We start from the raw sequence: 12400 nt of genomic DNA, 5'->3' as shown, positions 1-12400 counted from the left end.
GCCCCCCTACTTAGACTCAGCAGCTGAGCCCATATGAGCGAGCACACCTAAAATATCTTGATAGAAATTTTCTCGCGTTCCTTGACGCATTAACTCTTTATATAGAAGGCCATCTTGAATAAATAAAATACGTTCACAATAACTCGCACTAAACGCATCGTGCGTTACCATTAAAATACTTACATTGTGATTTTCATGTAAATCTTGCATCGCTTCTAATAAGCTTTTTGCATTTTTACTATCAAGCGCTCCTGTCGGTTCATCTGCTAATACGATTGCTGGATTATGTACTAAAGCTCGAGCTGCCGCTGTTCTTTGCTTTTGTCCACCAGAAACAGCAGTTGGATATTTCGTTAAAATTTCAGTAATCCCTAATTTCTTCGCAACCTCATTCACCTTTCCAGTAATCTCACTTGAAGGTACTCCTTGCAAAGAAAGTGGTAAAGCGATATTTTCATAAATTGATAAGTTTTCTAGTAAGTTAAAATCTTGAAAAATAAACCCTAATTTTTGAGATCGAAAATCTGATAAAGCATTCCCCTTCATTGAGGTAATATTTGTGCCAGCTATTGTCACACTGCCACCTGTCGCTTGATCCAGTGTACTAATCACATTAAGTAGTGTCGTTTTTCCAGAGCCAGAAGGACCCATAATCCCGACGAATTCCCCTTCTTTAATACTTAATGACACACCCCTTAATGCTTTTGACTGATTCTCATTTCTTTTCCCATACGTTTTTTCTACACTTTCTACAGTAACTACATTTGTTGACATCTCTTTCACTCCATCCCTTTTGTATAAAATGAATTTCTCACATATTTCTTATCTTTTTCTCATGTAAATTCTTAAGAATTTTTTAATTTTTCAATCAGAAAGTATTGTACGAGTTACGCAAACCTTTTTCCTATTTCATATTCTCACTTTTCTAACACTCGTTCCTTCGATTTCGCTTACATTTACCTTACATTTTTGTAAGGTAAAAAAGAAAACACACCATTTTGAAGTGGTGTGTTTTCTTTTCAAACTCTATTTCCGATTATTTATTTCCTCTTTCATACTTTCCACAAATACACCTAATTCAAAAACTTCTGATTTTTCTTCCCCATATTTACGTACATTTACAGCCCCGTTCTCCATTTCCTTATCCCCAATAACAAGAACATAAGGAACTTTTTGCATTTGTGCTTCTCTTATTTTATATCCTAATTTTTCTTCTCGCATATCTCGTTCTACACGAACACCAGCTTGTTCTAATTTATCTGCAACTTCATCTGCATATTGTACATGAACTGCATTTGAAACAGGAATGACTTTTACTTGAACTGGTGCTACCCATGCCGGGAATGCCCCTCCAAAATGCTCAATTAATATAGCTAAGAAACGATCTAAAGACCCTAATACTGCCCGGTGAATAACAACTGGTCTTTTCTTTTCATTCTTCTCATCTATATAATTTAAATCAAACTTCTCTGGCATTTGGAAATCTAGCTGGATTGTTCCGCACTGATGACTTCTATTTAAAGCGTCTTTAATATGAAAATCGATTTTCGGTCCGTAAAATGCACCGTCACCTTCATTTAGTCTATATTTATAATGCAATGAATGTAATACATTTGCTAATGACGCCTCTGCTTGCTCCCATAACTTATCATCACCCATTGAATCTTCTGGACGAGTAGAAAGCTCTACTTCATATTCGAATCCGAAAGTTTTATAAACGTAATCAATTTGCGCCATTACGGATTTAATTTCATTTTCAATTTGTTCTGGAGTTACAAATAAATGAGCATCATCTTGGCAGAAAGTACGTACTCTTAATAATCCGTTTAATGCCCCGCTAAATTCGTGTCGGTGTACTTGACCGAACTCACACATACGAATTGGTAATTCACGATAAGAATGTAATTTATTTTTGAACATTAGCATATGTCCTGGGCAGTTCATCGGTTTTAATGCAAAGCTTTTATTGTCTACCTCTGAGAAATACATGTTATCCTTGTAATGTCCCCAATGTCCTGATTTCTCCCATAATTCTTGGTTCATCATAAACGGAGTACGTACTTCTTGATACTTATACTCTTTTTGAATTTCTCTTAAAAATGCTTCTAATTCATTTCGGATAATCTGGCCTTTCGGTAAATAAAATGGCATTCCCGGAGCCTCTTCTGAAAACATAAATAACTCTAGCTCACTACCTAACTTACGATGATTTCTTTTTGCTGCTTCTTCAACGAAATGTACATACTCTTCTAATTTTTTTTGAGAAGAGAACGCAACGCCATATATACGCTGAAGCACTTGATTGTTACTATCCCCCCGCCAATATGCACCTGAAACGTGAGTTAATTGGAATGCTTTCAAATATCCTGTTGACGGTAAATGTGGTCCTCTACATAAATCTACAAATTCACCTTGTTTATATAGTGTTACACTTTCCCCACTAGGAATTGCTTCTAACAATTCTAATTTCAGGTGATCATTCATTTCATGAAACAGTTTTTTCGCCTCTTCTCTTGAGACTTCAACTCGCTCTATTTTTACATTTTCATTTATAATCTTTTTCATTTCTTTTTCGATTTCCGGTAAATCTTCTACGTTCACACTACTCGGAAGGTCCATATCATAATAAAATCCATTTTCAATAACAGGCCCTACACCAAGGTTTACATTGCCATACATTCTCTTTACAGCTTGCGCTAAAATATGTGCCGCAGAATGTCTTGCAATTTCTACCCCTTCATTTGAATCTATAGTAACGATTTCTACTTCCGCATTTTCTTCAATATTTCGGCGTAAATCATATAACTGATTATTTACTTTCCCCGCTACTGCTTTCTTTTTCAAACTACTGCTAATGGATTCAGCAATTTCTTCTAAAGTAATTCCTTTTGCAAATTCTTTAACGCTACCATCTGGAAATTTAATTTCAATCATTTGTTCTTTCATTTTTCATCTCTCCATTTCATAATAAAAAGCACACTCATCCCTAAAATAGGGACGAGTGTGCTTATACCCGTGGTTCCACCCAGATTCCCATCGTAAACATACAATGGCTTCTTTTACGGTAACGTCGTTTACACGGCACTAGATACTTAATTTCCCCAGTGCAGCTCTAAGGTGGTAAGTTATTTTTCTGTGTTAGGAAGTTCTCAGCTTTCCTTCCTTCTCTGTATAACCGGATAAAATAACTCGTGTCCTTTTCTTCGCTTATTATGAAATTGAATGCAAAAAAGCATATTCATCCCTAAAAATTAGGGACGAATATGCTTATATTCGTGGTTCCACCCAGATTCCCATCATAAAAAACATAATGGCTTCTTTTGCGATAACGTCGCTTACACGGCACTAGATACTTAATTTCCCTAGTGCAGCTCTAAGGTGGTAAGTTATTTTTCTGCGTTAGGAAGTTCTCAGCTTTCCTTCCCTCTCTGTATAACCGGGTAAAATAACTCGTGTCCTTTTCTTTGCTTTTATAAGTACATCCATTAATTGTTATTTACTATATCCTATTCATTTTATTATTGCAAGTGTTTAAAAAAGTTTTTTTATTTAATAAAAAAAGAAACCAAAAATAGATTCTTGGTTTCTCCTTCTCAATTTTACCAATCTTGTGGTTCGTAATTTAAGTCTGAAAATAGACGTCGTTTCTCTTTCTTCGATAAATCTCTCCACTGTCCAACAGGTAAATTATTCAATTCAATATTCATAATTCTCGTACGTTTTAACGTGTATACTTGATAACCTAAAGCTTCACACATGCGACGAATTTGGCGATTTAGCCCTTGTGTTAAAATAATGTTGAACTCATATTTTGATAACTGTGTGATCTCACAAGGAAGTGTTTTCGTTCCTAAAATTTTCACACCAGCTGCCATTTTTTCTAAGAAATCAGGTGTAATTGGCTTATCTACTGAAACGATATATTCTTTCTCATGTTTGTTTTCAGCACGTAAAATTTCATTAACGATATCACCATCATTCGTTAACAAAATTAAACCGTCTGAGTCTTTATCAAGACGTCCAATGTGACTAATTCGTAAAGGATGGTTCACTAAATCGATAATGTTACCTTTTACAGCTTTTTCACTCGTACATGTAATACCTACTGGTTTATTTAAAGCAATATATACGTGATCTCGAGCAATACGAAGTTGCTCTCCATTTACGCGTACATCATCACCTGGATTGACTTGGTCACCAATTTTTGCAACCTTACCGTTAATAATTACTCTTCTCTCATTAATTAATTTATCTGCTCCACGTCGAGACGCTTTTCCAGCTTCACTAATAAATTTATTGATACGCAAATTAGGCACATCCTTTTCTAAACAAAATTTCAAGCTCACACTGCTTCTACCGTACAATACAAAAGGGTAAGCCTTCTATTATAACTTAAATATATTAACATGAAAGGGTATATAACGTCTTCTATTAATTACTCGTTTATAAGAAAATATCTTTATTATACATTCATTTATGCACGTTTTGTACACTTAATATACAAGCCACTCTTCCTTACATATAGCTTGTTTACCTCGTATATCTTCTAAGTCATCATGAATATTAGCTAGTTTATATAACTCAGGCAAAATCTCTTCTACATAACTTTGATGTGCCATTTCATCTTTCCAATAAGTTAACACTATGTAACGATTTTCAGTTTTTAAAGACTTCCCAACAAATCCAGCTAACATCCCTTTTGCTTTTTCCATTCCTGTATTCCAAATTGTTTCTTGTTTATGTAAAAAATACTTTTCCTTTCCAACCTTTACATCACATATAGCAACTCTGACGAATGCCCCTCCTGTAACAACGTCTTTCAAAGGCATATCAGTAATATTATACAACGTTTGAAACAATTCAATTTCACATGAAAGAAAGGTATCCTCTTGATTACTATTTACATAAATGGTATCGTGAGCACCATTCATAAATGATTGATATGCACCTCGATCTTCCCATAAAGTAAATACACATGCCTCATCTTTATTCCACCCACCAAATTGTCCTTGAAATCCATCTAGATGCTGTATATCACGCCATTTTTCTTGTGCTTTTGAAAATAAGTTTTTTTTCTCTTCTTCCACTTTACAATAGATTGTTTTTAGTAACATTTTTAATTCCCCCTTATGATACGATCCATTTCCCACTTTCAATACTTTCTACTTTTCCACCTACACTAACATTAATTTCACTCTCTATTTCTTTTTGTTTACATAATATAATTATATTCACCTAGTTATCTATAGTATTCAAAAAATCATCCGCTTTTTCTATCAACCATTCACCAAATGTATCTAAAAACATTAAAATTTCATTTATATCATTTACCGTTTCAATTACATATTGTAATGCCTTTCTCATACTTTTTTCTTGTTCGGGAAAATACTTACTAAATAATATATATGCTGGGTATAAGTCTCTAGAGTAGAGCCCTTCTCTATCAATCGTTAATGCAAGACCTGCCCTGATTATTATCTTCATTATCCAACGACAACAATCTTCTATATCTTCCACGCCTTTATTATGTATTAACTCTTTGCGTGCTTGTCCAATTTGTTTACGCAGTTGAATAAGATGTACATAGGTTAACTCTTGACTCACTTTATATTTAGGTAAAGACAATTTTACGTCTTCCCCCAGTATACAAACACCATGTGTCTGTATAATAAAGCTTATAAAAGAAAAACGATTGGGATTTATCACTTCTTTTTCACTGTAAAAACTTAACTCCACTCCTGATATACAATTAAACTTTTTTAAACTTTGAACTTCTAGCTTCTCTCGCCAACTTAAGTCTATTAATTTTGGATCCTTTCGCACTAATATAATTACATCTATATCAGCAATCCCTTCAATTCCAATCCCTCTTGGAATTGAACCTCTTATATAAACACTGTGTAAATCATCCTGTAACAATTCACAACAAGTATTTTTTATTTCCTGTATTACCTCCATAAACATAGGTTGTACTTTTTCAATATGTGCATCATTTATAATATATCCTTCATCATCTGTAGGACAAAAACGTCCTATTTTTTTTATACTTGGCAAATTATCACCTCACTTCCATACAAAAATCATTTTATTCCATACGTATATTATAATTCGAATAATTCAGAATTAAAAACAGAAAAATAGGACGTAAACGCTCTTATAAGGGCGTTTACATCCTTTCACTTTTATCATCATTTATTTTTCAAATCATACCGCATATCTTTCCATATGCTGTCTATATAACTTCCAGCCATCCATTTCTTTCTTAAAAACTTCCATCGCTAAAACGGATACTACTTTTTTATCCTGCACATAAAAATCTACAATTGCAGATAAAATCAGTTCGCTCTCCGTTCTTAAACTGTTTGCTAAATCTTTTTATTTCCAATAGGGTTTTTGTCCTTCATAACTTTTTAAAGTTTCAATATTATCTTCTTTATATGTATCGCCTCGGTATACCTCATAGTCTTTATCACTGTAATACCCAAAGTAACCTATAAAATCATCTGATACCCAACTATTTATTTTCTCAATGTTACCAGCATTTAAATCTTTACGATATTCCTCAACCGCACGTATGGCTTCGTTTTCCATTGAATATATCTCCTTTTATTTTCTTATACCATTTTTGTATTCTCTTCTTTATAACAAAACACCTTCTAATTTATAGATTCAACTTCTTTTTAAAAATACAAATAGCCATAAACTACTTAGTAAAACCGCGTTGTCTATGACTCATTCCATTTACTTTTCAAATAGGTAATACGTAATTTCTCCTGGATAATGTAATACAGTTACCTTCCGCTCTCCTTTTTTAAAACTAACAGTATGCCCGTTTTCCCCTAAGTTCTCCCATCCACTCGCCTTTGTAATTGGCATTACACTTATATATTTATAATCCTCTTCCTTATCATTGTTAATATGTATTGCTGACATTGGCACTGGAAAATCTTTAATTTTAGATTCTTTATTCATAAATATGAATGCAATTAAACCCATTAGTAACATAGCCATTGAAATATTTGAAACTAGTTTTCTTCTATTTATTTTCACTAAAAATCCTCTTTTCTCACATATAACTTTCATCATTTTACTAACTTTAATTATTTTTTTATAGAAAATATATAATTTAAATCATTTCTAACCTATTTTCTCTACTTTAAACAACTTTATTGTTATATATTATAATTATAAGTTTTTTAATTTTGGAGGCGTTACATATTGCAGAAATTATTTTTTACTAAATGGACAGTTGTTATTTCTATTTTCATCATTTTCGGTACAATTTTCTACGTTACTAATGTTAAAAATAACAACGAAAAAGCAACTGTAGAAACAATTGATACAAAAACATTCACAACTAAATTGCAACCTAAAATTAATGAATTAACTAATAATTATAATGACATCATCGATAAACATTGGTTACCTGCCTGGGAAGAAATTAACACGAACGGAGATTCAGTAGACAGAGATAAACTATTAGTCACAATGACTGCTATTTCCAAACAATACGAAAAAATTATGAACGAAATAGACACTTTAAAAATTAAAGAAAATATATCAGAAGTACAAATACAAGAACAACTAGTTTATTTCACAACTGAATTTAAGGCTGCTTCTAAATTTATGAAAAACGCCGCAGATTTAATTATAGACGGAGCCAAAAACTCTACTCTAAACAGTGCAACAATTGAAAATACTAAACATGCTTTAGGCCTTGCGGATCAACATATTGTCATTGCTTTATCTACTTTAACTGAAGTTGAGGAGAAATTAGGACTTGCAAAAAAATAAAACTGTTTACTATTTTAAAATAAAAAAAGATTGCATTTCACATTTTGTCTGTCTATAATATTTTTATTGATTTACAATCAATGTTCTTATAATTTTTATAATTCGGATGAACCATTCAGGAGAAGATCAATTGATCTACCGACGGGGCAAAAAGTTGTAAAACCAACTTTGAAACTCTCAGGTCTTGGTTACAAGTAGAACTGCATGGGGACGAATCTCTGGAGAGACTCCCTCTCGATTTATATAGCGCGGAGGAAAACGAGCACCGAAGGAGCAAATCCGCTACTATAGCGGATAATCTCTCAGGTAAAAGGACAGAGACAAGCGAAAGAAAAAGCCGATTTGTATCGGTTTATTTTTCTATCCCTTGTTTCTCCAGAGACCATTTCATTTACTTGAAGTGGTTTTTATTTTTTCTAAAAAAGGAGAATACAGATGGAGACAGTAAGTACAGTATTAGAACAAATCAATCACTATGTGTGGGGATTACCAACATTATTGTTACTCGTTGGTACTGGTATCATTCTCACAGTGCGTTTAAAAGGTTTACAATTTAGTAAACTATTATACGCTCACAAACTAGCATTTAAAAAATCAGAAGATACATCTTCCTCTGGAGATATTAGCCACTTCCAAGCACTTATGACAGCTATGGCAGCAACGATTGGTATGGGAAATATAGCCGGTGTTGCAACTGCTGTGACAATCGGTGGACCCGGTGCAATCTTTTGGATGTGGATTACTGCTTTGTTCGGTATGGCAACAAAATATGCCGAAGCAATTCTTGCGGTGAAATACCGTGTTAGCAATGAAAATGGTGAATATTCAGGTGGACCAATGTATTATTTAGAACGAGGTTTAGGTAAGAAATGGCTTGCGGTTTTATTTGCTATATTTGGTACAACTGCTTCTTTCGGTATCGGTAATATGGTGCAGTCTAACTCAGTAGCAGAGGCAATGCGAATTAATTTCTCTTTCCCCCCTGTTTTAACTGGTATATTCATGTCCTTTTTAATTGCTATTGTTATTTTAGGCGGTGTTAAAAAAATTGGGAAAGTAACAGGATATATCGTTCCTATTAAAGCTTTCTTTTATATCATTGCTGGTCTTATTATTATTTTCTATCACTACGATCAAATTCCAGAAGCATTCTCACTTATTTTTTCTGGTGCGTTTAATGGTACTGCAGCTGCTGGTGGTTTTATCGGTGCAACAGTTGCATCAGCTATTCAAATCGGAATGGCGCGCGGTGTATTTGCAAACGAAGCTGGTTTAGGTAGTGCGCCCATTGCCGCGGCTGCTGCAAAAACAGATTCACCTGCAAAGCAAGCTTTAGTTTCTATGACTGGTACTTTTCTAGATACGTTTATTGTATGTACCATTACAGGGCTAGTATTAATTACTACAGGTGCATGGAAATCTGGTAAAACTGGCGTTGAAGCTACCACACTTGCGTTCCAATCTGTATTTGGCACTGCTGGTAGTATGATTCTCGGTATCGCGATTATATTATTCGCCTACTCTACTATTTTAGGCTGGTCGTATTACGGTGAAAAATGCGTGGCTTATTTATTTGGAGAAGGCGCTGTTAAATATTATAAAGCAATCTTTATCGTCATGATTGCTGTTGGTGCGAATTTAAAATTAGGCATCGTATGGACATTTGCTGATATTGCAAATGGACTTATGGCGATTCCAAACTTAATAGGGCTAATTGGTTTAAGTGGTATTGTTGTAGCTGAAACGAATCGTTTTTTACAAGAAGAAAAATTGAAAGAAAGTCATAAAAAGCAGGCAAGTTAATCTATTGATAAAGGAATGACTCATACATAATGAGCATTCCTTTTTTCGTTATCTTATTCAATCAATTTCATATGAAAGAGTGACCTTAACAATCAAAGATTCTCTTTCCTAGAAACTATATTCCCCCTTCTTTCTGAACATATGTCACCCTTATCAATTAGCACCTTACTGTATGAAACAAATCTTTTGCTTTTTCATTTCCGCATTTCTATCAGCCTTTGCAATCCCTTTCCCTTCAATTTCACGTTTATTTATAGTTTTATATTTTACATACGTATGAAAGTCCGTTTGAAATGGAAACGGTGTGATCCGAATTGTTTCCTCGCCCACCCACTCTGCTTGAACAGGTTTCTCCTCCTTACTATTAAACATTTCTGTTCCTTCAAAACCACCTTTAAACAAATCAATTTCATTTTCCTTTTTTACACCAGGTTTATTCATACATACATATAAAGAAAGTTCATCGCAAAACTTTAATAATCTATAATGTTTATCAAACATCGCAAACTGTTCTTTTGTTAACGTTTTCAAAATTCTTTTTTGTCGTTCCAATTCCCCTGTATAAAATGACATCATCTCTTCATCTTCCTCATTTAATGGAAATGATAAAAAATGTTTACTACAAAGTAATGCTCCGTATGGATTTGAATCTTCAATTTCATTCAAACCAATCGTATAAAAAACAAAGCGTAATGAACTTGGACAGTCCATAAATGTATATGGAATATTTTTAGCATCATTCAAAATTGGCACTTTATCAAGTTCTATCCATCCCCTATCATGCTCATATATTGCATCAATGGCCGCTTTTAAGTACGTGTCATCATCAAAAAAATCTTCTTTTATATGCTTCGCAATTTCCCCAGCTAAAAAACCGTGATCATGTTGACGAATTAAAATACTTTCTTTCTCATCCTTTTCACGAAAAATCATCCGTATACTCCCCCTCATCCTCATATTACAGTGATTTCTATGCATCAATTCTTAATTAATCCCTAATTAATAGCAGGGATTCAGTTTCTTACAACGAAATTAACATAACTATATAGCATTCTTTCTAACAATATAAATAGCTTTATCTTTACTATCCATTATACTAAAACATTCATTCTAAAAAACTTTTTATGAGGTGAAAACATGAATAAAACAGAATTAGTTAAAAACGTGGCACAATCCGCTGATATTTCTCAAAAGGAAGCTTCTGCAGCTGTACAATCTGTTTTTGACACAATTGCTACTGCATTACAATCTGGCGATAAAGTTCAATTGATTGGCTTTGGAACTTTTGAAGTACGCGAAAGATCTGCTCGTACAGGACGTAACCCACAAACTGGCGAAGAAATTCAAATCGCTGCTGGTAAAGTCCCAGCATTTAAAGCAGGTAAAGAATTAAAAGAAGCTGTGAAATAAACAAGAAACCAGCCTATAAAATGGCTGGTTTTTTGTTTTCTATTAAAGCAGATTTTTTATATTCTCTGCATGATACACTTCACAAATATAAAATATACATTTGCAGTTACTTACAATTTGATATTTTCTAGTTGGATACACATTCGCCGTAACAGAGCATCCATCAAACAATTCAATAATATTCCCAGATGGCTGATATCCTTCGTATAATACATTTCTTCTTACTTCCATCTTTTCTATAAGTTTTTCAACTGGAATGTTTCCACTCTCTAATTCACAATTAAGTGTATTTGGTAAAAACGAAGTGTCCGCAAAAATAAGATTTTCAGATAACACTTTTCCTTTATAACTAACTTGAGATACACGGTAAAGAAATGTTCCGTTTTTATCAAAGAAATTCTTTGCTTCTTTCGGGATGTACTGTCTATCAAGTACCTCTTGTTCGAGAACATCGAACTGAACTGTATCATTCAAAAGCTTTTCTAAAGCATGAATAGATGATGTATCTCCAGAAAATAAAATATCTTTAATTGCTTGTACATTATAAGTGAATTCATTTTTTCTATTTTCCGCTACTAACATGAGGAACACCTCTTCTATAAAATATTTTATTAAACTTATTTATAATTTAAAAGCGCTACTGCGTCTAACTGTGTGATTTCAGTTACTTCATTACTAAATATTGCAATGGAAGCCATATAATCTACACTTGGCTTTATATCTTCCATCCTTGTATTTTCTACTAATTCTTGTCTATCCTTAAAAACCAACAAATTTGGAGGATCATTAGGAGCTGATACGGTAATATGGACTGGTGGAATCATTAGTCCTTCACCTGTCGCTTTGAGTACCGCTTCTTTTCGAGTCCAATATGTTAAAAAACCTTCTATTTTCTGTTCATCTGGTAATTTCATAACTTGCGCGATTTCAAAGTCTGTTAATACTCCCTCTGCCATTTTCATAACATCTACATTTGGATTCATTTGTTCAACATCAACGCCTACAGGTGCAGTCTTTGTGAATGCAACAACAACCCACTCACCCGAATGCGAAACAGATAACTGTGGCTTTCCTTCTGGTAATTGTGGTCTGCCATGTTGTAACTTACATACTGGGCACATTCGATCAATTGGTACTTGAACTGGTGAAATAGAAAGTATTTGCCCAAGAACTAACCTACTAATTACACAACCTATTATAAAACGTGCACGATCTGCCGAATGGTGATATGAATTTGCTTTCTCTCGTTCTACATCATTTAGCAAATTGTAATGCCATGATTGTAAATCGGAAATTCTTGCCCACCATATTTGACAATCATTCTCACTAAGAGTTGGTACAGAATCTACAACTTTACTCTCTATCATGTAAACTCTCCTTCTAACAAACAATA

General features: G+C 33.6%; 13 protein-coding genes, 1 riboswitch and 2 other annotated features. Of the genes, 3 read left to right on the top strand and 10 right to left on the bottom strand.

The window, feature by feature from the left end:
• Positions 1-6 precede the first annotated feature (6 nt).
• The 7 genes from MR115_RS00200 to MR115_RS00170 form a co-directional block, all read right to left on the bottom strand.
• Positions 7-774 carry an ABC transporter ATP-binding protein gene (locus MR115_RS00200; protein WP_071724180.1) on the bottom strand — a complete coding sequence of 256 codons (768 nt, stop codon included), beginning with the start codon at positions 772-774 and terminating at the stop codon, positions 7-9.
• 252 nt (positions 775-1026) lie between these two features.
• Positions 1027-2946 (bottom strand): threonine--tRNA ligase, encoded by a 1920-nt coding sequence (gene thrS / locus MR115_RS00195; RefSeq protein ID WP_242239181.1) that lies wholly within the window; start codon positions 2944-2946, stop codon positions 1027-1029.
• Positions 2947-2990: 44 nt separating this feature from the next.
• Positions 2991-3213: a binding site (T-box leader), on the bottom strand.
• A gap of 37 nt (positions 3214-3250) precedes the next feature.
• Positions 3251-3474: a binding site (T-box leader), on the bottom strand.
• Between the two features lie 125 nt (positions 3475-3599).
• Entirely contained in the window at positions 3600-4307 is a 708-nt protein-coding gene (locus tag MR115_RS00190) for a pseudouridine synthase (protein ID WP_001222159.1), read from the bottom strand.
• A 186-nt stretch (positions 4308-4493) separates the two neighbouring features.
• Positions 4494-5114 carry a YdbC family protein gene (locus tag MR115_RS00185; RefSeq protein ID WP_242239180.1) on the bottom strand — a complete coding sequence of 207 codons (621 nt, stop codon included), beginning with the start codon at positions 5112-5114 and terminating at the stop codon, positions 4494-4496.
• Between the two features lie 121 nt (positions 5115-5235).
• Positions 5236-6054, bottom strand: a complete 819-nt coding sequence (locus tag MR115_RS00180) for a nucleotidyltransferase family protein (protein WP_242239178.1) — start codon at positions 6052-6054, stop codon at positions 5236-5238.
• A 321-nt stretch (positions 6055-6375) separates the two neighbouring features.
• Complete coding sequence (locus MR115_RS00175; protein WP_242239176.1) at positions 6376-6591, bottom strand: hypothetical protein; 216 nt, start codon at positions 6589-6591, stop codon at positions 6376-6378.
• 150 nt (positions 6592-6741) lie between these two features.
• Positions 6742-7086 (bottom strand): hypothetical protein, encoded by a 345-nt coding sequence (locus tag MR115_RS00170; RefSeq protein ID WP_242239174.1) that lies wholly within the window; start codon positions 7084-7086, stop codon positions 6742-6744.
• Between the two features lie 132 nt (positions 7087-7218).
• On the opposite strand from MR115_RS00170, the gene MR115_RS00165 reads away from it, so the two are divergent.
• Entirely contained in the window at positions 7219-7794 is a 576-nt protein-coding gene (locus MR115_RS00165) for a hypothetical protein (protein ID WP_242239172.1), read from the top strand.
• Positions 7795-8002: 208 nt separating this feature from the next.
• Positions 8003-8122, top strand: a riboswitch (glycine riboswitch).
• A gap of 107 nt (positions 8123-8229) precedes the next feature.
• Positions 8230-9597 carry an alanine/glycine:cation symporter family protein gene (locus MR115_RS00160; protein WP_242239170.1) on the top strand — a complete coding sequence of 456 codons (1368 nt, stop codon included), beginning with the start codon at positions 8230-8232 and terminating at the stop codon, positions 9595-9597.
• A 165-nt stretch (positions 9598-9762) separates the two neighbouring features.
• Here the strand turns inward: MR115_RS00160 and MR115_RS00155 are convergent, their stop codons facing one another.
• Positions 9763-10530, bottom strand: coding sequence for a DUF3891 family protein (locus MR115_RS00155; RefSeq protein WP_242239168.1), 768 nt, complete (start codon positions 10528-10530; stop codon positions 9763-9765).
• A 204-nt stretch (positions 10531-10734) separates the two neighbouring features.
• On the opposite strand from MR115_RS00155, the gene MR115_RS00150 reads away from it, so the two are divergent.
• Positions 10735-11007: an HU family DNA-binding protein gene (locus tag MR115_RS00150; RefSeq protein ID WP_001043960.1), complete on the top strand. Its 273-nt coding sequence runs from the start codon at positions 10735-10737 to the stop codon at positions 11005-11007.
• 42 nt (positions 11008-11049) lie between these two features.
• Here MR115_RS00150 and MR115_RS00145 read toward each other — a convergent pair whose 3' ends face one another.
• Positions 11050-11589, bottom strand: coding sequence for a cold-shock protein (locus tag MR115_RS00145; protein ID WP_242239166.1), 540 nt, complete (start codon positions 11587-11589; stop codon positions 11050-11052).
• A 35-nt stretch (positions 11590-11624) separates the two neighbouring features.
• On the bottom strand, positions 11625-12374 hold the full coding sequence (sfp, locus tag MR115_RS00140) for a 4'-phosphopantetheinyl transferase Sfp (RefSeq protein ID WP_242239165.1): 750 nt from the start codon (positions 12372-12374) through the stop codon (positions 11625-11627).
• Positions 12375-12400: the final 26 nt, after the last annotated feature.

The sequence above is a fragment of the Bacillus cereus group sp. BfR-BA-01309 genome (assembly GCF_022664315.1).
Taxonomy (GTDB): Bacteria; Bacillota; Bacilli; order Bacillales; family Bacillaceae_G; genus Bacillus_A; species Bacillus_A mobilis.
Note: the sequence above shows the minus strand (reverse complement) of the source record. Positions and strands in the feature narration are given on the sequence as shown.

Excerpts from the sequence above, each read along its gene's own strand:
- MR115_RS00155 (WP_242239168.1), bottom strand. The coding sequence starts at position 10,530 with ATGATTTTTCGTGAAAAGGATGAGAAAGAAAGTATTTTAATTCGTCAA.
- MR115_RS00175 (WP_242239176.1), bottom strand. The coding sequence starts at position 6,591 with ATGGAAAACGAAGCCATACGTGCGGTTGAGGAATATCGTAAAGATTTA.
- MR115_RS00200 (WP_071724180.1), bottom strand. The coding sequence starts at position 774 with ATGTCAACAAATGTAGTTACTGTAGAAAGTGTAGAAAAAACGTATGGG.
- MR115_RS00150 (WP_001043960.1), top strand. The coding sequence starts at position 10,735 with ATGAATAAAACAGAATTAGTTAAAAACGTGGCACAATCCGCTGATATT.
- MR115_RS00185 (WP_242239180.1), bottom strand. The coding sequence starts at position 5,114 with ATGTTACTAAAAACAATCTATTGTAAAGTGGAAGAAGAGAAAAAAAAC.
- MR115_RS00145 (WP_242239166.1), bottom strand. The coding sequence starts at position 11,589 with ATGTTAGTAGCGGAAAATAGAAAAAATGAATTCACTTATAATGTACAA.
- thrS (WP_242239181.1), bottom strand. The coding sequence starts at position 2,946 with ATGAAAGAACAAATGATTGAAATTAAATTTCCAGATGGTAGCGTTAAA.
- MR115_RS00160 (WP_242239170.1), top strand. The coding sequence starts at position 8,230 with ATGGAGACAGTAAGTACAGTATTAGAACAAATCAATCACTATGTGTGG.
- MR115_RS00170 (WP_242239174.1), bottom strand. The coding sequence starts at position 7,086 with ATGATGAAAGTTATATGTGAGAAAAGAGGATTTTTAGTGAAAATAAAT.
- sfp (WP_242239165.1), bottom strand. The coding sequence starts at position 12,374 with ATGATAGAGAGTAAAGTTGTAGATTCTGTACCAACTCTTAGTGAGAAT.